20 protein-coding genes and 2 tRNA genes are annotated in these 20,102 nt (G+C 61.8%); 14 read left to right on the top strand and 8 right to left on the bottom strand.

Going from position 1 to position 20,102, the window contains the following annotated elements:
* Nucleotides 1–8: 8 nt before the first annotated feature.
* A tRNA-Leu gene (locus tag Syncc8109_RS07495) sits at nt 9–91 on the bottom strand.
* 33 nt (nt 92–124) lie between these two features.
* Nucleotides 125–1,423 carry a UDP-N-acetylglucosamine 1-carboxyvinyltransferase gene (gene murA, locus Syncc8109_RS07490; RefSeq protein ID WP_006850142.1) on the bottom strand — a complete coding sequence of 433 codons (1,299 nt, stop codon included), beginning with the start codon at nt 1,421–1,423 and terminating at the stop codon, nt 125–127.
* A gap of 153 nt (nt 1,424–1,576) precedes the next feature.
* Between murA and Syncc8109_RS07485 the strand changes: the two genes are divergently transcribed.
* The 6 genes from Syncc8109_RS07485 (at nt 1,577) to Syncc8109_RS07460 (ending at nt 5,890) form a co-directional block, all read left to right on the top strand.
* Nucleotides 1,577–1,660 (top strand) — tRNA-Leu (locus Syncc8109_RS07485).
* Nucleotides 1,661–1,692: 32 nt separating this feature from the next.
* Nucleotides 1,693–1,941 carry a hypothetical protein gene (locus tag Syncc8109_RS07480; RefSeq protein WP_025362404.1) on the top strand — a complete coding sequence of 83 codons (249 nt, stop codon included), beginning with the start codon at nt 1,693–1,695 and terminating at the stop codon, nt 1,939–1,941.
* A gap of 26 nt (nt 1,942–1,967) precedes the next feature.
* Nucleotides 1,968–2,801: an RNA methyltransferase gene (locus Syncc8109_RS07475; protein WP_025362403.1), complete on the top strand. Its 834-nt coding sequence runs from the start codon at nt 1,968–1,970 to the stop codon at nt 2,799–2,801.
* Nucleotides 2,798–4,240 (top strand): dihydrolipoyl dehydrogenase, encoded by a 1,443-nt coding sequence (gene lpdA / locus Syncc8109_RS07470; protein WP_006852052.1) that lies wholly within the window; start codon nt 2,798–2,800, stop codon nt 4,238–4,240. Before Syncc8109_RS07475 ends, lpdA begins: the two co-directional genes overlap by 4 nt.
* Nucleotides 4,241–4,280: 40 nt before the next feature.
* Complete coding sequence (gene trpC, locus Syncc8109_RS07465; RefSeq protein ID WP_006849756.1) at nt 4,281–5,168, top strand: indole-3-glycerol phosphate synthase TrpC; 888 nt, start codon at nt 4,281–4,283, stop codon at nt 5,166–5,168.
* Between the two features lie 53 nt (nt 5,169–5,221).
* The gene (locus tag Syncc8109_RS07460; protein ID WP_006850901.1) at nt 5,222–5,890 is read left to right on the top strand and encodes a hypothetical protein; all 669 of its coding nucleotides are present in this window, start codon (nt 5,222–5,224) and stop codon (nt 5,888–5,890) included.
* On the opposite strand, the gene sodX is transcribed toward Syncc8109_RS07460, so the two are convergent.
* The 4 genes from sodX to Syncc8109_RS07440 are packed head-to-tail and all read right to left on the bottom strand — an operon-like array spanning nt 5,873 to nt 7,752.
* On the bottom strand, nt 5,873–6,205 hold the full coding sequence (sodX, locus tag Syncc8109_RS07455) for a nickel-type superoxide dismutase maturation protease (RefSeq protein WP_006850243.1): 333 nt from the start codon (nt 6,203–6,205) through the stop codon (nt 5,873–5,875). The two genes, Syncc8109_RS07460 and sodX, sit on opposite strands and share 18 nt — an antisense overlap.
* Nucleotides 6,206–6,255: 50 nt before the next feature.
* On the bottom strand, nt 6,256–6,729 hold the full coding sequence (gene sodN, locus Syncc8109_RS07450; RefSeq protein ID WP_006851811.1) for a superoxide dismutase, Ni: 474 nt from the start codon (nt 6,727–6,729) through the stop codon (nt 6,256–6,258).
* Nucleotides 6,730–6,771: 42 nt separating this feature from the next.
* The gene (locus Syncc8109_RS07445; RefSeq protein WP_006849800.1) at nt 6,772–7,371 is read right to left on the bottom strand and encodes an FKBP-type peptidyl-prolyl cis-trans isomerase; all 600 of its coding nucleotides are present in this window, start codon (nt 7,369–7,371) and stop codon (nt 6,772–6,774) included.
* Between the two features lie 51 nt (nt 7,372–7,422).
* Nucleotides 7,423–7,752, bottom strand: a complete 330-nt coding sequence (locus tag Syncc8109_RS07440; RefSeq protein ID WP_006850663.1) for a phasin family protein — start codon at nt 7,750–7,752, stop codon at nt 7,423–7,425.
* Nucleotides 7,753–7,805: 53 nt separating this feature from the next.
* Between Syncc8109_RS07440 and Syncc8109_RS07435 the strand changes: the two genes are divergently transcribed.
* Nucleotides 7,806–9,221: an apolipoprotein N-acyltransferase gene (locus Syncc8109_RS07435; RefSeq protein WP_025362402.1), complete on the top strand. Its 1,416-nt coding sequence runs from the start codon at nt 7,806–7,808 to the stop codon at nt 9,219–9,221.
* On the opposite strand, the gene mnmA is transcribed toward Syncc8109_RS07435, so the two are convergent.
* Nucleotides 9,173–10,324, bottom strand: coding sequence for a tRNA 2-thiouridine(34) synthase MnmA (gene mnmA, locus Syncc8109_RS07430; RefSeq protein ID WP_006851062.1), 1,152 nt, complete (start codon nt 10,322–10,324; stop codon nt 9,173–9,175). The two genes, Syncc8109_RS07435 and mnmA, sit on opposite strands and share 49 nt — an antisense overlap.
* Nucleotides 10,325–10,375: 51 nt before the next feature.
* Here mnmA and Syncc8109_RS07425 point away from each other — a divergent pair, with 51 nt between their 5' ends.
* Together Syncc8109_RS07425 and Syncc8109_RS07420 are read left to right on the top strand one after the other, a co-directional pair.
* Nucleotides 10,376–11,899 carry a bifunctional ADP-dependent NAD(P)H-hydrate dehydratase/NAD(P)H-hydrate epimerase gene (locus Syncc8109_RS07425; RefSeq protein WP_006849715.1) on the top strand — a complete coding sequence of 508 codons (1,524 nt, stop codon included), beginning with the start codon at nt 10,376–10,378 and terminating at the stop codon, nt 11,897–11,899.
* A 179-nt stretch (nt 11,900–12,078) separates the two neighbouring features.
* Nucleotides 12,079–13,017: an RpoD/SigA family RNA polymerase sigma factor gene (locus Syncc8109_RS07420; RefSeq protein WP_006850124.1), complete on the top strand. Its 939-nt coding sequence runs from the start codon at nt 12,079–12,081 to the stop codon at nt 13,015–13,017.
* Nucleotides 13,018–13,062: 45 nt separating this feature from the next.
* Here Syncc8109_RS07420 and pdhA read toward each other — a convergent pair whose 3' ends face one another.
* On the bottom strand, nt 13,063–14,148 hold the full coding sequence (gene pdhA, locus Syncc8109_RS07415; protein ID WP_025362400.1) for a pyruvate dehydrogenase (acetyl-transferring) E1 component subunit alpha: 1,086 nt from the start codon (nt 14,146–14,148) through the stop codon (nt 13,063–13,065).
* Between the two features lie 101 nt (nt 14,149–14,249).
* On the opposite strand from pdhA, the gene Syncc8109_RS07410 reads away from it, so the two are divergent.
* The 5 genes from Syncc8109_RS07410 to Syncc8109_RS07390 all read left to right on the top strand — a co-directional run bounded on the left by Syncc8109_RS07410 (nt 14,250) and on the right by Syncc8109_RS07390 (nt 20,055).
* Complete coding sequence (locus Syncc8109_RS07410) at nt 14,250–16,235, top strand: IMS domain-containing protein (RefSeq protein WP_006851295.1); 1,986 nt, start codon at nt 14,250–14,252, stop codon at nt 16,233–16,235.
* Nucleotides 16,236–16,303: 68 nt separating this feature from the next.
* Nucleotides 16,304–17,764, top strand: a complete 1,461-nt coding sequence (gene ffh / locus Syncc8109_RS07405; RefSeq protein ID WP_006850712.1) for a signal recognition particle protein — start codon at nt 16,304–16,306, stop codon at nt 17,762–17,764.
* A gap of 79 nt (nt 17,765–17,843) precedes the next feature.
* Nucleotides 17,844–18,251, top strand: a complete 408-nt coding sequence (gene rpsP, locus Syncc8109_RS07400; RefSeq protein ID WP_006850941.1) for a 30S ribosomal protein S16 — start codon at nt 17,844–17,846, stop codon at nt 18,249–18,251.
* A gap of 8 nt (nt 18,252–18,259) precedes the next feature.
* Nucleotides 18,260–19,255 (top strand): PhoH family protein, encoded by a 996-nt coding sequence (locus Syncc8109_RS07395; protein ID WP_006851596.1) that lies wholly within the window; start codon nt 18,260–18,262, stop codon nt 19,253–19,255.
* 68 nt (nt 19,256–19,323) lie between these two features.
* The gene (locus tag Syncc8109_RS07390) at nt 19,324–20,055 is read left to right on the top strand and encodes a Bax inhibitor-1 family protein (RefSeq protein WP_006851691.1); all 732 of its coding nucleotides are present in this window, start codon (nt 19,324–19,326) and stop codon (nt 20,053–20,055) included.
* Nucleotides 20,056–20,102 lie beyond the last annotated feature (47 nt).

Raw genomic sequence — 20,102 nt, 5'->3', positions numbered from 1 at the left:
CGGAGGGATGGGAGCCGGGGGACTTGAACCCCCAAGACCAGTGGCCGGCTGATTTTGAGTCAGCTGCGTCTACCAATTCCGCCAGGCTCCCGCATAGGGATTGTATTTATTGAAGGGCCCCTATTCAGAAGATGTTGCGCTTCACCTCAGCGCCGGCTGCGCTGAGCTTTGCTTCGAGGTCGTCGTAGCCCCGATCAAGGTGCTTCAGACCAGCCACTTCGGTGATTCCTTTGGCGGAGAGGCCAGCCAGCACCATGGCAGCGGCTGCACGGAGGTCGGTGCCGGTGACGGGGGCCGCGCTCAGCTGAGCCACGCCTTCAATGATGGCTGTGCTGCCCTCGAGCCGAATAGATGCCCCCATGCGCTGCAGCTCTGCCACATGTTGCAGCCGGTTTTCATAGATCTTTTCACTGATCACGCTGATGCCCTTCGCTGTGCACATCACGGCCATGAACGGTGCCTGAAGATCGGTCGGAAACCCTGGAAACGGTTGGGTGGTGATGTCCACGGCCGTGATCTCGCCGGGGGTGATCGTCACTGTCCTCCCCTTGATCTCGATGGAGCAGCCGCAATCGCGAAGCTTTTGGATCACAGCGCTGAGATGTTCGGGAATGACGGGCTCCACCACCAATGGTGAGCGCGTGATGGCGGCCGCCATCAGGAACGTTCCGGCTTCGATGCGATCCGGGATCACCGGATAGTTGGTGCAACCACGGAGTCGCTCCACTCCATTAACGGTGATCACCGGTCCGCCAGCGCCGCTGACCTGGGCGCCCATGGTGTTGAGCAGGTTGGCCAGGTCCTGCACTTCAGGTTCCTGAGCAGCGTTTTCGATGGTGGAGACCCCATCGGCCAGAACCGCTGCCATCAGAATGGTTTCGGTGGCGCCAACGCTGGGGCAGTCGAGCACGATCTGAGCGCCTGTCAGGCGTTTTTTGCTGCCGGGCACTGAGGCCGTGACAATTCCGTGCTCCACGTTGACGACGGCACCGAGGGTTTTCAGGCCGCGGATATGTTCGACGACGGGACGTGCCCCGATGCGGCACCCCCCAGGGAGAGGGACCCGCGCGTGTCCCAGACGTCCGAGCAGTGGACCAATGCTGAAGAAACTGGCGCGAAGGCTGTTGACCAGTTCGTAGGGAGGGGCCGAGCCACTGAGCTTGGCGGCAGTGAGGCGAATGCAGTCCGACTGCCTATTCACTTGAACACCCAGAGCTTCAAGAATGGCGCTCATGCCATCAATGTCTGTGAGGGAGGGAATGTTGGTCAGCTCAATGGTCTCCTCACTGAGGAGGCTGGCTGTCATCAGCACCAGGGCAGAGTTTTTCGCACCGCTAACGCGAAGCGTTCCCTTCAAGGCGTGTCCACCGCTGACATTGAGGCGTTGCTTGAGACCCTCCTGAGACGCTTCTGCAACGGCCATCAATGATGCACTGATCCCCTATGTCCGGATTTTGACAACAGACTTTGAGACCGTCTAGACGGCCGGCATTCAAACTGGACAGTTTGTTGCGGGGCCCTGGGCAACCACAGATCGGCAATGCCCTATGTTCTTCCAGTCGAACACGACACGCCAGCGGATGTGGCGGAATTGGTAGACGCGCTAGTTTCAGGTACTAGTGGTGGCAACATCGTGGGAGTTCAAGTCTCCCCATCCGCACTAGCTTTGTCGGGTAGCAGCTCTCGACAACCATGATCGTTCTTAAGATCTCCAATGCCTCGGAAGTTGTTGCTTCCAAAGTTGGCAAGTTCCTTGAGCTGCTCACTCCTGATTCCATCGATCACACCACCGTTGAGGATCAAGTGATCAAAAAGATGGTCGAAAACCTCGCGGCGGAAGGAATCAAGGGTGAGATCGCAGCCATCAACGGCCTTGAGTTGGATGGCGAAAATCTGAGCGTTCACAAAGGCCTGAATGTGCGCAAACACGCAGCGTTCTGAGTCGTTCTCTGGATTCCTCCTCTCCCCTGATCAGCAGCCGACGCAATCCCCTGGTCAAACGGCTGCGAACCCTGGCCACCCGTGCGGGGCGAGAGGCCGAGGGGCTGTTGCTTCTTGAGGGCACCCACCTGTTGCAGGAAGTTCTCCGTCAGGGCAACGCGCCCGAGGAAATCATCGCGACCGAAGCCTGGTTGCAAGGTCATTCGGCCATGGCTGAACTTTGTTCCCAGGCGCGATGGCGGATCGTCACCGATGAGGTGTTGCGGGCTGCGCTCACAACGGTCACACCCGATGGTGTTGCCTGCCTGAGCCCCCTGGATCGACTGCCCACCGTCCCTCCAGAGCTGGATTTTCTCCTTGTTCTGGATCGGATTCAGGATCCTGGGAATCTGGGCACATTGCTGCGCACCGCCCTGGCGGCTGACGTCAACGCGGTCTGGATGGGAGCCGGTGTTGATCCCCTCGGCACGAAAGTCTTGCGGGCCTCTGCCGGTGCTCTGCTTCAACTGCCGCATCAACGCTTTGGCCCGAGCGAAGCGATGGCGATTTCACAGCTTCTGCAGGAACTGAAGCAGCTGGTGTCCTTCGGTGTGCAAGTGGTGGCCACCCTTGTGCCCGATGCGACCAAGGCTGATCCTCCCTCTCCCTACTGGGATCTCGACTGGACGCTGCCGACGGCGCTGGTGCTGGGAACCGAGGGTGCAGGTCTGCATCCAGACCTCCAGGCCTGTTGCACCCATGCCGTCACGCTCCCCCACAGCGCACGGGTGGAATCCCTGAATGTGGCGTCTGCCGCTGTTCCTCTCCTTCTGGAGCGGCGAAGAGCGACAATGACCGCCAAATCGCAGCAGTTCGGGTGAGCGACGCCAGCTTCGACTTCGACGTCATTGTTATTGGGGCCGGCTACGGCGGCTTCGACGCTGCTAAACATGCCGCTGAACACGGCCTGAAGACGGCGATCGTTGAATCCCGCGATATGGGTGGCACCTGTGTGAACAGGGGCTGTGTTCCCTCCAAGGCGCTACTGGCCGCCAGTGGAAAAGTGCGGGAACTGGCGGACGACAAGCACCTCGCGAGCTTCGGAATTCATGCTGCTCCTGTGCGGTTCGAGCGGCAGAAGATCGCTGATCACGCCAATCAGCTGGTTCAGACCATTCGCACCAACCTCACCAAAACCCTTGAACGGGCAGGGGTGACGATCCTCCGAGGCCACGGGCGTCTAGAGGGCAGCCAGAAGGTGGGGCTGCGGGAGCCCAGCGGGGTGGATAGGGTACTGACCGCCAAGGACGTGATCATCGCCACGGGCTCTGATCCCTTTGTGCCGCCAGGCATCGAAACCGATGGCCGCACGGTGTTCACCAGTGACGAAGCCATCAACCTGGAATGGCTGCCCCGTTGGATCGCCATCATCGGCAGCGGTTACATCGGCCTTGAATTCGCTGATGTGTACACCGCCCTCGGTTGCGAGGTCACGATGATCGAGGCCATGGATAAGGTGATGCCCACCTTTGATCCCGACATCGCCAAGATCGCTGGGCGTCATCTGATTGATGGTCGCGATATCGATGCGCGTTCCGGTCTGCTGGCCCGTAAGGTCATCCCGGGCTGTCCCGTGCAGATCGAACTGGCTGATTTCAACAGCCGCGAATTGGTGGAGACCCTTGAGGTGGATGCCGTTCTGGTGGCCACAGGGCGAGTTCCCAGCAGCAAGGGCCTCAACCTGGAGTCGCTCAATGTGGAGACGAACCGTGGCTTTGTCCCGATTGACGACGCCATGCGCGTTCTGGTCAACGGCCAACCTGTTCCCCATCTCTGGGCCGTCGGCGATGTGACCGGCAAGCTGATGCTGGCCCACACGGCTGCTGCCCAAGGCACCGTTGCGGTGGACAACATCCTTGGCCATGCGCGCGAGATCGATTACCGCAGCATTCCGGCAGCCACCTTCACCCATCCTGAGATCAGCTCTGTTGGCCTGACCGAGGCGGATGCCAAAGCTTTGGCGGAGAAGGATGGCTTCCAGCTTGGTTCCGTTCGCAGCTACTTCAAGGCCAATTCCAAAGCTCTGGCAGAGCTGGACAGCGATGGCCTGATGAAGCTGCTGTTCAACAAAACCAGTGGTGAAGTGCTTGGTGCCCACATCTATGGTCTGCATGCCGCCGACCTGATCCAGGAGGTGGCTAATGCCGTTGCCCGGCGCCAGAGCGTGCGTCAGCTCGCCACCGAAGTGCACACCCACCCGACCCTCAGCGAGGTGGTGGAGGTCGCCTATAAGCAAGCTGCCGCCCAGCTGGCCGCCTGATCCCGTCCCGTTTCTTTCGTTCCAGTCTTTTCCCTCTTCCATGGAGATCCGCCGTCGTCCCCCTAACCCCAAGGTGCGGGTGGCCCATCTCGAATACGCGGTGCCTCACGACGACGAGGAACCGCGTCACATCCTCGAGAAGATCGTCTGGGAAAAAGATCGTGAGATCGATGCCGCCCGCGACAAGGTTCCCCTCGACAACCTGAAGCAGCAGATTGCCAAGCTTCCCACCACCAAGGATTTCCTGGGGGCTCTTCAGGCGGCCGCCACGAAACCTGCGGTGATCGCTGAGGTGAAAAAAGCGAGCCCCAGCAAAGGGGTGATCCGTGAGGATTTCGACCCAGTGGCGATCGCCAAGGCCTATGCCGCTGGCGGTGCAAGTTGCCTCTCGGTGCTCACCGACAAGACCTTCTTCCAGGGCGGCTTTGATGTCCTAGTGCAGGTGCGTCAGGCCGTTGACCTACCTCTGCTCTGCAAGGAGTTTGTGCTGAGCCCCTACCAGCTGTTCCAGGCCAGGGCGGCAGGGGCTGACGCGGTGCTGCTGATTGCTGCCATCCTTTCGGATCAGGATCTTCGTTATCTCAATAAGGCTGCGGCGGCTCTGGGTCTCACCGTGTTGGTGGAGGTTCACGACGCCACCGAAATGGACCGTGTGCTGAGCATTGGTGGCTTCCCCCTGATCGGAATCAACAACCGTGATCTCACCAGCTTCGAGACGGATCTGGCCACGACCGAACGGCTGCTGGTCGACTTCAACGAACGGTTGAAGCAACAGGGGGTGCTGCTGGTGAGTGAATCGGGTCTGTTCAGCCGGGCCGATCTCGATCGTGTACAAGCCGCCGGTGCCGGGGCTGTGCTGGTTGGGGAAGCCCTGATGCGCCAGCCGGATGTTGGAGCTGGTCTGGTTCAGTTGATCCAGCCCGGTTGAGGCCGTTCCTTTTTCACTGTTGATGCAGAATTGCGATATTCAGGCGGTTCTTTGTGCTGATTAGCCTTTTGACCGGTGTTGCAGCCGGGGCCGTTCATGTGGTTGGTGGAGCTGACCACCTGGTGGCGATGGCGCCCTTCTCCTTGAACAAGCCATGGGCCGCCTTCCGTCACGCCCTGGCTTGGGGTGCTGGTCACTCCACCGGAGTTGTTGTTCTGGCGTTGATCGCCATTGGTCTGAAAGACCTGGCCCATGTGGAGGCCATGTCGTCTTGGGCAGAATTTTTGGTGGGTTTGGCCCTGCTGGTGGTGGGTGCCCTGGCCGTACGCACGGCGTTCGGGCTGGAACTGCACACCCATGAGCACCGCCACGACGGCGCCGCGGAGCATCGTCATCTCCACCTGCATCTGCGCGGTGCCAGCAACCACCGTCGCCACGTCCATGTCTCCTCGGGCCTGGGCTTGCTGCATGGACTGGCGGGGGCCAGTCACCTGCTGGCTGTGATTCCTGCTTTGGCCCTGCCGCCACATGCCGCTGTGGGCTACCTCGTGGCTTACTTGCTTGGGTCCACCGGCGCCATGGTGGCCGTTGTGTCGGTGGTCTCGTTTCTCACCCTCCGCAACGGTGCCCGGCTGATGCCCTTCCTCGTGGGCGGTACGGGTGCTCTCTCAATCATCACTGGGGCCATCTGGCTGCAGAAGACCTCACCGGCTCTGTTCTGATTCCCCGAGCGGGAGCCGGCCAACCACCTCACCAATCAATAGGTTGGTTGGCACCGCTCCGAGTTGGCGGCTGTCGGTGCTTTCAGTGGGGTTGTCTCCCAATAACCAAAGCCCTGTGCTGTCCCATCGGCTGAGGCGTTTTATCAGGCGCAGCTTGCTGCGCTGGGGATGCCAGGTCACGACTACGGATCCCAGGCTGGGTGCGAGCTTCCGTCCCAGCCGTCTGACCAGAACCCGGTCTCCGGGTTCAAGGGTGGGTTGCATCGATCGTCCTTCGATGCGCAGCAGCAGACGTCGCCCACAAAAAAGCAGCAACAGGTCTCGAAGACTTGCTGCTGCGATGGGGCGGTTGGTTCTGTTCGAACTCAGGATGCGGTGACCCAGGCGTCGGAACGGCCCTTGGACTGCCAGAACATGCCGTGGATTTTTTCAACGGCAGCCATCAGTTCCTCAGCTTTGGCCTGATCGATGTTCACCTTGCAGGCGCTGCAGAGTTTGGCTGCTTTCCAGAAGGTGTCGTGCAGGTCGGGAAAGGTGGCCAGGTGATCAGGCTTGAAGTAGTCGGTCCAGAGGATCAACAGTTCTTTCTTGGTCTTCTGTGCTTCCTCTTCCTTGATGGCCACGTAGCGGCCGAAGGTGTTGTTGTAAGCGGCCAGGGCAGCAGCGTCACCAGCGGCGGGAGCTTCCATCGCCTTCAGCTTTTTGGTCATGGACAGCACGGCTTCGGCTGCCACGCGAGCGGAAGCCGGGTCGTACACGCCACAAGGACCGTCGCAGTGGGCTTCTGCCACAGGGGCAGGGAGGGCACATGCAATGGCGGAAAGGGCCGAGCGCAGCATCGGTTCAGAGCGGAATTGGCTTGAGATGAGCCTAGCTTCCGCTTACTTCTTCACGTCGAGCAGTTCCACCTCGAAGATCAAGGTTGCGTTAGGGGGAATCACACCACCGGCGCCACGGGTTCCGTAGGCGAGGTCGGAAGGGATCACCAGCTTGCGTTTACCGCCCACTTTCATGCCGGCGACGCCTTCATCCCAACCCTTGATCACCCGGCCAGATCCGAGGGGGAAGCTGAAGGGGGTGCCCCGGTCGTAGCTGGCATCGAACTGCTGCCCATCCTCAAGGGTGCCGCGGTAGTGCACCACCACCGTTTGGCCGGGGGTGGCCACGTCGCCGCTGCCCTCCTCCAGGTCGATGATTTTCAGGCCACTGGCGGTGATGGTGGTGTCAGGGGCATCGAGGGGGCCGCCGAGGGCTGAGGCGTCGGCGGGAGCGGAATCGTTCGCCATGGCGAAAAGAGTCGGGTTTGGGTCGTCAGGGTCGAGTTCGAAGCTCAACGCCTTCTGGGGTTTCGAAGCCTCGCTGTGAACGGCAGCAGGCTGCGCCGGGGCTGCGGAAACGGTGGAGGGGGCTACGATCTGACTGACCAGTGCCAGGAGCAGGCAGGCCACACAGACCGTTGTGCTGATGATGATGTCGCGCACGGAAAGGCTTCTGTTTCGCCGATTCTGACCTCCGGTCCGCGGCGTCGGCGTTCATTCAGGCCGGTTCATTTGCCGCAGCTGTTGCTCGAGGCGATCAATGCGGCCGCGCAGCTCATCCACTTCCTTCTGGCTTGGAACGCCGAAGTCCTGGAGCAGGTTGTCGCGGTTGCGTTCCAGGTTGCGCCCCATCTGCTGTTCCAGTTCGGGGGTTTCCCCGCGCAGGGCCTTGAGCACGTCGTCCACCAATGCGGACGCTTCATTCGGATCCAGCCGGCCACTGCTCACCCAGTTCTGGGTGACGCCGCGCAGACGCTCAGCTACGAGGGTGGTTGTGCCCAGGCCGCGGAGCAGCAGTTGCTGAAGAGGATTCGCGGCATCCATGGCGACAGTTGGGCGGGTCCGATCCAGGATGCCTTTGGCCGGGACTGCTGACCATGGGCAATCACCAACTTCAGGCCGGATCGCGGGCGCTGTTGGGCGGCGTTCTGGCCGGCGTGGCTCCATCCCTCGGCGGACCATTGCTGATGGTCCCTGCCCTGGCACTGCTCTGGTCTGTGGCTGAGCGTCCGCGCTGGTCGGCGGGCTGGGGAATACTTGCCGTTTTGATCAGCCACCGATGGTTGCTTGCCCTGCATCCGCTCACCTGGATGGGCGTCCCCGCCTGGCTCAGCCTGCCGGTGGCACTGGCCCTCTGGTTGGCCTGCGGAAGCCTTGCCGCTCTGCTCCTGGCTGGATGGTCTGTGCTGGCGCGGCGGCTCCCGCGCCGTTGGCCGCGTCCAGTGCGGCTAATGCTGTTGGCCGGGCTCTGGGCCCTGGCTGAACTGGTGCTGTCGGGGTCGCCGTTGTTCTGGATCGGCGTCGGTAGCACCACCCTGCCCTGGGACCGCCCCTTGGCGGGACTGGCCCGCTGGTTCGGCTCTGGAGGGCTGACGTGGCTGCAGTTGTCCTGGGGCTGTTGTCTGCTGGCGCTGTTCGAGCAACCCGCTTCCTGGCGTCGCTGGGGCCTAATCGGATTGGCCAGTGTGCTTCTGGCCCATTGCTTGGGCAGCTGGCTGTTGTGGGCACCGCCGTCTCCGGTCGGTTCCGTTGCTCTGGGGGTCTGGCAACCCGCTGTTCCCACCCGAGAAAAATTCGATCTCGATCGTCAACAGGAGCTTCCACAAGCTTTATTGGATGCGATGCGTCAGCTGGAGTCCGGCAATCCGGCTGCTGTGGTGGCTCCGGAAGGAGCGCTGCCGGCTCGTTTTCAGCTGCCGGTCGAGGCTCCAGCCATTCCTCTGATCAGTGGCGGATTCCGCTGGGTCCGGGGTCAGCAACGCAGTTCTTTGTTGCTGTACGAGCCGCCGGCCCGCTTTCCTGTCCCCTTGGCTGACAAGCACCGTCTGGTGCCGATCGGGGAATGGATCCCACCCCTGCCAGCCGGGCTCACGGCAGGACTTTCTGCGGTGGGTGGGTTAACGCCCGGTCAGGCCCCGAGAACGATGGCGGTGGTTGAACCCCCTGCAGCCGTGGCGATCTGCTACGAGATCGCCGATGGTCTGGCTCTGGCACGGGCCGCTGCCGATGGCGCGACCTGGCTCCTGGCCATCGCCAATCTCGACCCCTATCCGCTGCAGCTGCAGAAGCAGTTTCTGGCCCTCGCGCAGTTACGGGCTATCGAGACAGGACGGGATCTGCTGAGCGTTGGTAACACGGGCCCCACGGCGCTGATTTCTGCCAACGGGTCGGTGCAGTGGTTGCTTGCGCCTGAGGCCCCTGGCGTCGCTGAGGCCCTCGTTCAGGTGCGCCAGCGCGTCACGCCCTATTCCCGTTGGATCAGCCCCCCACCCAGAACGGTGTCACCGTCGTAGAACACCGCCGCCTGGCCTGGCGTGATTGAGAACTGCTCCTCGTCAAAGCTAAGGCGGCAGCGGTGGGGCCGCTCCTGCTGCTGATCTGCATCGGTGGGTGGGAGGGGTGAAAGCTGCGCATGCACCGGCGTACTGCGGTAGCGCACTTGCACTTCAACGGTTCGCGGCGCCTCGATCGGGTCAATCGAGACCCAGTTCACCGCGCCCACCACGCAGCTGTCTCGGCCGGCTTCGGCCCGGGGTGCGACCACCACACGATTCATCGCAGCGTCAAGGCGGATGACGTGAAGGGGTTCGCGCCAGGCCACACCGAGCCCTTTGCGTTGACCGATGGTGAAATGTTCGATGCCGTCGTGCTCGCCCACAACAGTCCCGTCCGAAAGCACGATCTCCCCCTGCCGCGGGGGCAGATAGGCATCCAGGAACGCCCGCATCGATCCGTGGTGGTCGGCCAGGCAAAGATCCTGGCTCTCCGGTTTTTCTGCAGTGCGCAGACCGTGTAGGGCGGCTTCGAGCCTTGTGTCGGGTTTGGTCAGTTCCCCCAAGGGAAAAACGATGCGCCCCAGAACCTCCTGGGGCAGGTCGTAAAGGAAATAGCTCTGGTCCTTACGGGTATCGAGGCCTCGCAAAAGCTGATGGCGTCCTTGATCGCCGTCATGGCGGATCCGGGCGTAGTGGCCGGTGGCGATGCGGAGCAGCTTGCGCTCCTTCAGGGCCCAATCGAGCATCGGTCCAAATTTCACCGATCGATTGCACTGGGAGCAGGGCAATGGCGTGATCCCATCGCGATAACCATCCACCAGCCGTTGCACGATCTCCTGTTGGAACGTCTCCCGTGTGTCCACCACGTGGTGGGGAATGCCGAGCTGCTCACAGATGCCGGCTGCATCCACCAGCCCCTCGGCGCAACAGGCCCCTTTCCCGCTCATCAGCCAGAGCGTCAGGCCTTCCACCTGCCAGCCCGCCTCCACCAGCAGTGCCGCCGTCAGGGAACTGTCGACGCCTCCAGAGAGACCAACGGCCACGCGATGCTCCCCTGGCCATTGCCGGAGGCGCTCAAGAGCCCCCTCTCCAGCGCGGGTTGTGGTGGATCCAACGGCCATGGGCGGCGCAGGGAGTTCTCTCCATAGTGAGGTCCCGGCAACCTGCAACTGGTGTGGCCTCCCGCTGATTCCGATCATCTGCTCGTGGATGCCGCGTCCATGGCCGCCTTGGAACAGAGGTTGTTCGACAGCGGCATGCCTGTTGCGGCCTTGATGGAGAAGGTGGGGCTGGCCATGGCGGCTTGGCTGCTAGCGCGCCGGGATCTGCTGCGCTGTGGCGTGGTTGTCCTGGTGGGGCCCGGTCACAACGGTGGCGATGGTCTCGTGGTGGCCCGGGAGTTGCACCTGGCTGGCGTTGAGGTGTCGTTGTGGTGTCCCCTGCCGATTCGCAAGCCCCTCACCGCTGAACATCTGCGCCATGGCGAGTGGCTTGGTCTGCAGCGCCTGACTGACGAGCCCGACCCAGATGGAGCCGCACTGTGGCTGGATGCAGTGTTCGGGCTCGGCCAGAGTCGGCCGCTGCCTGAGTTCTTGGCGGATTTGTTCCGGCGTCGGCAGCAGCTGCAGCCTGGGGCGTTGATTAGCCTGGATCTGCCTTCGGGCCTTTGTTCCGACCAAGGAACCATGCTGGGCGATCAGGCAGCCTGTGCCTCGGTCACCCTCAGCGTTGGCTGGTTGAAGCGCGGGTTGTGTCTGGACCCGGCCCGTCCCTGGGTGGGTGCGCTGGTGCGGATCGATTTGGGTTTGCCGCCTGCGGTGATGGGCAATGCCGCTTTAGTTTTGCCGCGCCGCCTGCCGGTGAGAGAGGCCTGCTCGGCCCCGTTACCGCCGCTGCCCCCCACAGCGATGAAGTACGAACGGGGTCGCTGCCTGGTGGTGGCGGGCAGTGATCGCTACCCCGGCGCAGCACATCTGGCGCTGCGGGGGGCCATGGCCAGTGGCTGCGGCTGTGTTCAGGCCGTTGTGCCGCTCCGTTTGCAATCCAGCTTGTGGCAGGTGTTGCCGGAGGTGATGCAACTGGAGGACGGGGTGATTCCAGAGCGGCTGGATGCGGTTTTGGTCGGTCCCGGTCTGGGGGAGTCCAGCCATTGGTGGAACCAGTGGTCGGAGCAGATGCTCAGCGTCGCTGGTTTGCTGGTGCTCGATGCCGATGGCATCAACGGTTTGGCGGCCAGTCCGCAGGGGTGGCCTTGGTTGTTGAAGCGGCGGGGGCCGACCTGGCTCACGCCCCATGCGGCCGAGTTTGCGCGGTTGTTTCCAGACTGTGGAGCAGGTAACGCGCTGGAAAGGGCGATTTCTGCAGCCCGCTGCAGCGGTTGCTGCATTTTGCTGAAGGGAGCGCATTCGGTGCTGGCGGATCCATCGGGTGCAGCCGTGGTGTTGACCGGCACGACCCCTCGGGTGGCCCGCACCGGCCTGGGTGACTTGCTGGCCGGTTTTGCCACCGGTTGGGGCGCCCAGACGGTTGCGTCACAGCAGCAGCCTGGGCTGGAAAGCTTCACTGCCGCTGCGGCTTTGCATGGTTTGGCGGCCGCTCGTGCTCGCTCCAGTGATGCTTCTGCGATTGCGGATTGTTTGAAAATCAATACAGCGCGGTGTCAGAAAAAGCAAACAACGATGTTCAACGAAGTCTGAACAAATGATTCGTTTTGATTGCTTCGTCTGGCAGGTCCCAAAAGAGCTTTTCTTGGTTTTTAAATCTTTTGCAAATCTGAAATGTTGCGGTTTGCTGTTCTGAATCTGAAGGGTTGCTGAAAACACTTCGACATTCTTTCTGTTCGTAGGAAAGTCAACTCACTTCCGCAGCACCCAAGGTGTCCACAGCTTCCAAGCCGCTGGAGACGCAACGCCGGCGCAGCAGCGACCCCGTCAGTTGGTATCTCGCCACCATCGGCAGGATTCCACTGCTGACCCCAGCCGAAGAAATCGAGCTGGGCAATCAGGTGCAGGCCATGATGTCCCTCACCGAAGACGGTTCCCGTGAGTTCGAGGATGGAGAACTCACCACGGCGCAGCGCCGTCTTCTGAGAATCGGTCGACGCGCCAAAGAGCGGATGATGAAGGCCAACCTTCGTCTTGTGGTCAGCGTTGCCAAGAAATATCAAGGCAAAGGTCTGGAATTGCTTGATCTAATTCAGGAGGGCTCCCTTGGCCTGGAGCGTGCTGTCGAGAAGTTCGATCCCACCCGGGGGTACAAGTTCTCCACCTATGCCTTCTGGTGGATCCGCCAGAGCATGACCCGCGCCATTGCCTGCCAATCGCGCACGATCCGGCTTCCCGTTCATCTCAGTGAACGGCTCACCACGATCCGCAAGGTCAGTCTTGATCTGGCCCACAAGCTCGGCGCCATGCCCAGCCGTGTGGAGATCGCCGAAGCCATGGATATCCCTTTGGATGAGCTGGATTCGCTGCTGCGCCAGGCGCTCACCACCAGCAGCCTGGATGCTCCCGTCAATGGTGAGGAGGGGCGCAGCTTCCTTGGGGATCTGATCGCTGATTCATCCCTTGATGAACCCCTCGAGATCGTGGAACAGCGGATTCATCACGAGCAGCTGGGCCGCTGGTTGAGTCACCTCAGCGAACAGGAGCAACACGTGCTGCGCATGCGGTTCGGGCTTGAGGGCAACGAGCGCCACACGCTGGCTGAAATCGGACGCTTGATGGAGGTGTCCCGCGAGCGGGTGCGTCAGGTTGAACTGAAGGCGCTGCGCAAGTTGCGCAACCTCACCCGCCGTCTTCCGAGCGGCATCTGAGCCGCCTCGGGAGACATTGGTTTCAACTGATCCAGTTCGGCTGAATCAGTCTTCTGCCCAGATGTAGCGCGTGAGTTCTGCGGGGTCTGGTTCCGGTGCGGAGAGGGCGAAGTCAACGCAGTCCTGAACAATGCCGTCGATGTCCTTTTCGATGGCGCGCAGCTCTTCGCTGTTCACCAGACCCGCTTCTGTCAGGTCCCGCTCGAGGGCTTTGAGGGGATCACGTTTGGCCCAAAACTGCTTTTCTTCCTCCGCCCGGAGTTCGTCCGGGTCAGCCAGAGAATGCCCCCGGAAGCGATAGGTGAGGCACTCCAGCAAGGTCGGACCTTCACCCGCCCTGGCCCGCTCCACAGCGCGTTGGGCCGCTGCCCGAACCGCCAGAACGTCCATGCCGTCCACTTCTTCTCCGGCCATGCCGAAGGAACTGGCCTTGCGCCAGATCTCCGGGTCACTGGTGGCCCGGTCGTGGGCCATACCAATGGCCCACTTGTTGTTTTCGACTACGAAGATGATCGGCAGCTTCCACAGCTGCGCCATGTTCATGCACTCGAAGAACTGACCGTTGTTGCAGGTTCCATCGCCAAAGAACGCTGCTGTCACGGCGTTGCTGGAGGCATCACCGAGGGCGTCGCGCTTGTAGCGGCTGGTGAAGGCAGATCCCAGTGCCACGGGAATGCCCTCGGCGATGAAGGCAAAGCCTCCAAGAAGGTGATGCTCCTTGGAGAACAGGTGCATTGAGCCGCCACGACCTTTGCTGCAACCGGTCTCCTTGCCGAAGAGTTCGCTCATGACTTCGCGGGCCGGCACGCCGGCACTCAAGGCATGCACGTGGTCGCGGTAAGTGCTGCAGAACCAGTCGTGCTGCCGCTTCATCGCGCCGATCACACCGGTGCTGACCGCTTCCTGACCGTTGTAGAGGTGCACGAAGCCAAACATCTTGCCCCGGTAGTACATCTCGGCGCATTTGTCCTCGAAGCGCCGGCCCAGGGTCATGTCCCGGTACAGCTCCAGACCAGTGTCCCGGTCCACGGTCGCCCTTTGTGCCGTCACCAATTTGGAGAGACGTTCGGCATGGGGACCAGCAGTCGCAGTGCCAATCGGAGCGGAATCGACAGCGAGGTCCTGACCCATGTCCACCTAAGGGATTGAGCTCAACTTTAAGGGCCAACCGATGAGCGATGGGCAAAACCCCTGACACTGACTAAGATCCGCGTCTGCTCGCAGCGGCGCTGTTGGATCTGCCCATCGATCATTTCCGACTTCTGGGCGTTAGTCCATCGGCAGCGCCAGAGGCGATTCTGCGCCGCTTGGAAGCCCGCTGTGACAGTCCTCCGGATCAGGGCTTCACCCACGAGGTTCTGCTCCAACGGGCCGATCTGCTGCGCCGCTCCGCCGATCTGCTGACCGATCCCGCCGACAGGGGCGAGTACGAAGCAGCCCTGTTGCGCCTCAGTGAATCTCATCCCAATGGCACGGTGGGCTTGGACCTTCCCACCAGCAGTGAGGTAGCGGGCCTCATACTGCTGTGGGAGGCCAATGGCGCTCTCGAGGCCTTTCAATTGGCACGGCAGGGTCTCCAACCCCCTCAGGCCCCGGCCCTCGGCAGTGGCCGTGAAGCGGACCTCACGCTCCTGGCTGCCCTGGCCTGCCGCGATGCTGCCGTGGAGGAACAAGACCAACGGCGCTATGAGTCGGCGGCCCAACTTTTGATCGACGGTATCGAGCTGCAACAGCGGATGGGCAAGCTGCCCGACCAGCAGCGCCAGTTGGAAGACGCTGTGCAAGGGCTAACTCCTTTCAGGATTCTGGATCTGCTCAGCCGTGATCTCGGTGATCAGGACTCCCATCAACGGGGGTTGACGCTGTTGGATGAGCTGGTCGTGGCCCGAGGTGGTCTGGAGGCCGCAGATGCTGATGGTGATCAGCCTGGCAGCCTCAGCCAGGAGGATTTCGAATCGTTCTTCCATCAGATCCGCCGCTTCCTGACCGTTCAGGAGCAGATCGATCTGTTCAGCCGCTGGTTTCAGGGGGGCGCAGCCGATGCCGGTTTCCTCACGGTTCTGGCGCTCACCGCAGCGGGGTTCTCGCGGCGAAAGCCTGAGTTCCTCGAGCAGGCCCGCGACCGGCTGCAGACGCTTGCCAATGCCGACCTCGATCCCATGCCGCTGCTTGGCTGCCTGGATCTGCTGTTGGGCAACGTCAAGGATGCGGATCGGCATTTCGCCATCCTGAGAGATCCGGATCTTCAGGCCTGGTTTTTGAACCACCCTGGTGATCGGTTGGCCGCGCAATGCGAATACTGCCGGGCCTGGCTTGAACGCGATGTCTTGCCGGGATATCGCGACGTCGATGCCTCCGGTGCTGATTTGGATGCCTGGTTTGCTGATCGTGACGTGCAGGGTTTTGTCGATCGTCTCGATCGCAAGGCGTCGCGCCAGATCGGTGCCGAAGAGATCAGCCTGACCTGGGCAGCAGCAGGCGATGCATCTCTTGCTGCCTCGAGCGAAGCAGCCGAATCAGACCAGGACGTTGACTCCGAAGACGCGGATGCCACGCCGCTCTGGCAGCAACGTTTTTGGCAGCAAAGTTGGTTTCGCCCCGCTGCTGCCGCTCTTGCACTGGTCGGGATCACCGTTGCGGGTGTTGGCCTGGTTCGACGCAACTGGGATCCTGCGCCGCTGTTGCCGGAAACCGCTTCACTCTCCGCTGAGGAGCAGGACGACGACAGGGTTGACGAGAAGCAGGAGCTCGATGCTGCTTCATCTCCTGCGGATGACGAGCCCATCGCGAGCCTGAAGCCCGACCTTGATCCTTCAGCGCCCGCAGAACCGCTACTCAGTGATGCCCCCACTGAAGCCGAGCTTCAGGCCTTGCTCCAGGGATGGCTTGATGCCAAGGCGTTGATTCTCTCCGGTGAGCCGGCTGATCTTTCCGTCGTGGCGAGGGAGCCCCTGGTGAAGCGAGTGGAGCTGGAGCGGGCAGCTGATCAGGCTGTAGGGCGATCCAAGTCGATTGATGCCTCCATCACCACCATCGAGGTGGTCGACCGCAAGCCTCTGAGGATTGAACTGCTGGCCCAGGTGGCCTACAGCGATCGCCTTCAGGCTGCTGACGGAACCGTCATTGATGAGACGGCACCGACTGATTTCAGCGTGACCTATGTGCTCGGCAGAGATGGAACCCAATGGCGTTTGCACGACTACATCCCTGGCTCCTGAGTTGTTTGCTCGGGTTGCTTGACCGTCGCTTTTTACGATCACCCCATTGATCCAGGGGCGTAACGCCGATGTTCGACGAGCTTTCAGCCCGTTTTGATGATGCGGTCAAGGGGCTGCGTGGCCAAGACAGCATCAGCGATACCAACGTAGATGGAGCCCTGAAGGACGTCCGTCGGGCCTTGCTGGAAGCCGACGTCAGCCTGCCGGTGGTGAAGGAGTTCGTGGCTGAAGTACGCGACAAAGCCGTTGGTGCCGAGGTGGTGCGCGGGGTCAGCCCGGATCAGAAGTTCATCCAGGTGGTCCATGAACAGCTCGTGGAGGTCATGGGGGGCGATAACGCTCCTCTGGCCAAGGCGGCTGAAGCTCCCACCGTCGTGTTGATGGCTGGCCTTCAGGGTGCTGGTAAAACCACCGCGACGGCCAAGCTTGGCCTCCACCTCAAGGATCAGGGTCGTCGAGCCCTGATGGTGGGCGCCGATGTTTACCGACCGGCCGCCATCGAGCAGTTGAAAACGCTTGGTGCTCAGATCGATGTCGAGGTGTTCAGCCTCGGTGCTGAGGCCAAACCGGAAGACATTGCAGCCGCTGGTCTGGCCAAGGCGAAAGAGGAAGGCTTCGACACACTCCTGGTCGACACCGCCGGTCGCCTCCAGATCGACACCGAGATGATGGAGGAGATGGTGCGGATCCGCACCGCTGTGCAGCCCGATGAGGTGCTGCTGGTGGTGGATTCGATGATCGGTCAGGAAGCGGCCGAACTCACCCGCGCCTTCCACGACCAGGTGGGCATCACCGGAGCGGTGCTCACCAAGCTTGATGGTGATTCTCGCGGTGGCGCCGCCCTTTCGATCCGCAAGGTGAGCGGTCAGCCGATCAAGTTCATCGGCACCGGAGAGAAGGTGGAGGCCCTGCAGCCGTTCCATCCCGAACGGATGGCCAGCCGCATCCTCGGCATGGGTGATGTGCTGACGCTGGTGGAGAAGGCCCAGAAGGAGGTCGAACTCGCCGACGTCGAGAAGATGCAGAAGAAGCTGCAGGAGGCGACGTTTGATTTCTCGGACTTCGTGAAGCAGATGCGCTTGATCAAGCGCATGGGCTCGCTGGGGGGTTTGATGAAAATGATCCCGGGCATGAACAAGATCGATGACGGCATGCTCAAGCAGGGGGAGCAACAGCTCAAGCGCATCGAGGCCATGATCGGCTCGATGACCCAGCAGGAGCGGGAAAATCCCGACCTCCTGGCGAGTCAACCCTCAAGGCGTCGCCGGATTGCCAGTGGCAGCGGCCATCAGGCCGCAGATGTGGACAAGGTGCTGGCCGACTTCCAGAAAATGCGCGGCTTCATGCAGCAGATGAGCCAAGGCAACATGCCCGGAATGGGAGGCATGCCCGGAATGGGAGGCATGCCCGGAATGGGAGGCATGCCCGGAATGGGAGGCATCCCCGGAGGTGGAGGACGTCCCGGTCGCGGTGGACCACCGAAGCGGCAGCGACCCGCCAAGAAGAAGAAGGGCTTCGGGGATCTGTGAGGGCGGAACGGTATGGTGGTTGTTTGGCGGGCCTTTGGGCATCGCCGGACCACCTCTTTTCCTTCATTCCAGGGCCACGATGATCAAGCTCCGCCTGAAGCGGTTTGGCAAGAAGCGGGAAGCGAGCTTCCGCCTCGTGGCCTGCAACAGCACCTCACGCAGGGATGGTCGTCCTCTACAGGAGCTGGGCTTCTACAACCCGCGGACGAAGGAAACGCGCCTCGACACCGAGGCCATCCGTGAGCGTCTGGGTCAGGGTGCCCAACCCACTGATGTGGTTCGCACGCTGCTCGAGCGCGGCGGTCTCCTGGAAAAGACCGTGCGTTCTGCAGAGACCGTGGGCAAGGCCAAGCAAGCGGCCAAGCGTGAAGCTGATGCCAAGCAAGCCGCCAAGGAGGCTGCCGAGGCCAAGGCTGCAGCAGCTGAGGAGAAAGCTGCAGAAGCTGAAGCTTCTGATTCCTCAGAATCCGAATCCACCGAGGGCTGATCATTCCGGTGTATGACGACGGCGAACGCGGCCGTTTCGTTCTCGACCTGCCTGATCCCGATGCTGCACTGGCCCTAGCCGGTGAAGCCGAAACAACCCTGCATCGCCTGGAAGCTCTGACAGGAGCTTCCATGGTGTTGCGGGGTCTTCAACTGGTGATCACCGGGGGGCCAACGCAGATCGAGAGGGCTGCTGCGGTTGTTGAATTGGTGCGCCCGATCTGGCAGGACGGCCAGTCGGTGTCACCGGTGGACCTCCAGTCGGCGCTGGGAGCGCTCAACACTGGCCGCGGCGATGACCACGCCGCCATGGGCGAGCAGGTATTGGCGAAGAGCCAGAAGGGCAATCTGCTGCGCCCGCGCACCCTGCGCCAGAAGAAGTACGTGGATGCCATGGAGCGCCACGATCTCACCTTTGCCCTAGGTCCTGCCGGCACCGGCAAAACCTTTCTCGCCACAGTTCTCGCGGTTCGGATGCTCACCGAACGCAAGGTGGAGCGATTGATTCTTACCCGGCCGGCTGTTGAAGCCGGGGAGCGTCTGGGGTTCCTGCCGGGCGACCTACAGCAGAAGGTGGACCCCTATCTGCGTCCGCTCTACGACGCTTTGCATTCCCTGCTAGGCGCGGAGAAAACCACTGTGCTGTTGGAGAAGGGCGTGATCGAGGTCGCTCCCCTGGCTTACATGCGGGGCCGCACCCTTAGCGATGCCTTTGTGATCCTGGATGAGGCGCAGAACACCACGCCGGCTCAGATGCGCATGGTGCTCACCCGCCTGGGAGAGCGTTCGCGAATGGTCGTGACCGGAGACATCACCCAGGTGGATCTTCCTGCCACGGTGCAGAGTGGTTTGGTGGAGGCATCTCAGGTGTTGGAGGGCGTGGAAGGGGTTGCGGTCTGCCGCCTCACCGCGGCGGATGTGGTGCGCCATCCCCTCGTGCAGCGGGTGGTGGAGGCCTATGCCCGACGGGACGAACGCAAAACGCCCAAAGTTCAACGTCGATAGGGAGATCCACACCCCAATCCCTTGTCACCGCTGGCAGGATGTGATGAGTCTTTGGTGACCTGGTCGACATGCCAGCAAGCAGCAATTTCCAGGAGGCGATCCGCGAGGCGCAATCGAGCGCCCTCGTCGGCCCCAACGTCGTCAATAAAGCGCTGCCCTACGTCGGCGGCGGCATGGTGCTCACCTCAATCGGGGTGATTGGTGGTCTCTCGATAATGGCCACACCGCTGTTCATGCCCCTGTTCTGGGTGGCTGTGATCGGCAACCTGGTGCTGTTCTTCGTGGCGCAGAACGTCGCCTTGAAGGGCAACAACGCCACAGCCTTGCCTCTGCTGTCGATTTACAGCCTGATCACCGGGTTCACCCTGAGTGGTCTAGTGGCTTTGGCGGGAGCCGTTGCTGGCGTGGGTGCGGTCGGCACCGCCGCACTGGCCACTGGAATCACCTTCGTGATTGCCTCGATCGTTGGCCGTCGCATGAGCGATTCCGTTGGTCAGGCGCTCTCCGGAGTGGTTGGTCTTGGATTGATCGGTCTGATCCTGGCGATGGTTGTCCAGTTCATCGGCGGCATCTTTGCCCCTGCCATGTTCCATGGCACCAGCTTTGAACTGATGATCGCCGGCTTCGGCACCGTGCTCTTCGTGGGTGCCGCCTTCGTCGACTTCTACACGATGCCCCGCTCCTACCGGGATGACCAATATCTGGCAGGTGCCCTGAGCATGTACCTCACCTACATCAACCTGTTCATCTTCATCCTGCGCCTGATCATCGTCCTCAACGGTGGTGGTCGTCGCGACTGACGATTTCAACGCCATCGAATCAATCCTTGCCCCGGCCTGTCCGGGGC

It is taken from the genome of Synechococcus sp. WH 8109, from assembly GCF_000161795.2.
GTDB lineage: Bacteria > Cyanobacteriota > Cyanobacteriia > PCC-6307 > Cyanobiaceae > Parasynechococcus.
This window is presented reverse-complemented; position numbering and strand designations above follow the sequence as displayed.

Excerpts from the sequence above, each read along its gene's own strand:
- murA (WP_006850142.1), bottom strand. The coding sequence starts at position 1,423 with ATGGCCGTTGCAGAAGCGTCTCAGGAGGGTCTCAAGCAACGCCTCAAT.
- Syncc8109_RS07480 (WP_025362404.1), top strand. The coding sequence starts at position 1,693 with ATGATCGTTCTTAAGATCTCCAATGCCTCGGAAGTTGTTGCTTCCAAA.
- trpC (WP_006849756.1), top strand. The coding sequence starts at position 4,281 with ATGGAGATCCGCCGTCGTCCCCCTAACCCCAAGGTGCGGGTGGCCCAT.
- sodN (WP_006851811.1), bottom strand. The coding sequence starts at position 6,729 with ATGCTGCGCTCGGCCCTTTCCGCCATTGCATGTGCCCTCCCTGCCCCT.
- Syncc8109_RS07440 (WP_006850663.1), bottom strand. The coding sequence starts at position 7,752 with ATGGATGCCGCGAATCCTCTTCAGCAACTGCTGCTCCGCGGCCTGGGC.
- Syncc8109_RS07435 (WP_025362402.1), top strand. The coding sequence starts at position 7,806 with ATGGGCAATCACCAACTTCAGGCCGGATCGCGGGCGCTGTTGGGCGGC.
- mnmA (WP_006851062.1), bottom strand. The coding sequence starts at position 10,324 with ATGGCCGTTGGATCCACCACAACCCGCGCTGGAGAGGGGGCTCTTGAG.
- pdhA (WP_025362400.1), bottom strand. The coding sequence starts at position 14,148 with ATGGGTCAGGACCTCGCTGTCGATTCCGCTCCGATTGGCACTGCGACT.
- ffh (WP_006850712.1), top strand. The coding sequence starts at position 16,304 with ATGTTCGACGAGCTTTCAGCCCGTTTTGATGATGCGGTCAAGGGGCTG.
- rpsP (WP_006850941.1), top strand. The coding sequence starts at position 17,844 with ATGATCAAGCTCCGCCTGAAGCGGTTTGGCAAGAAGCGGGAAGCGAGC.
- Syncc8109_RS07390 (WP_006851691.1), top strand. The coding sequence starts at position 19,324 with ATGCCAGCAAGCAGCAATTTCCAGGAGGCGATCCGCGAGGCGCAATCG.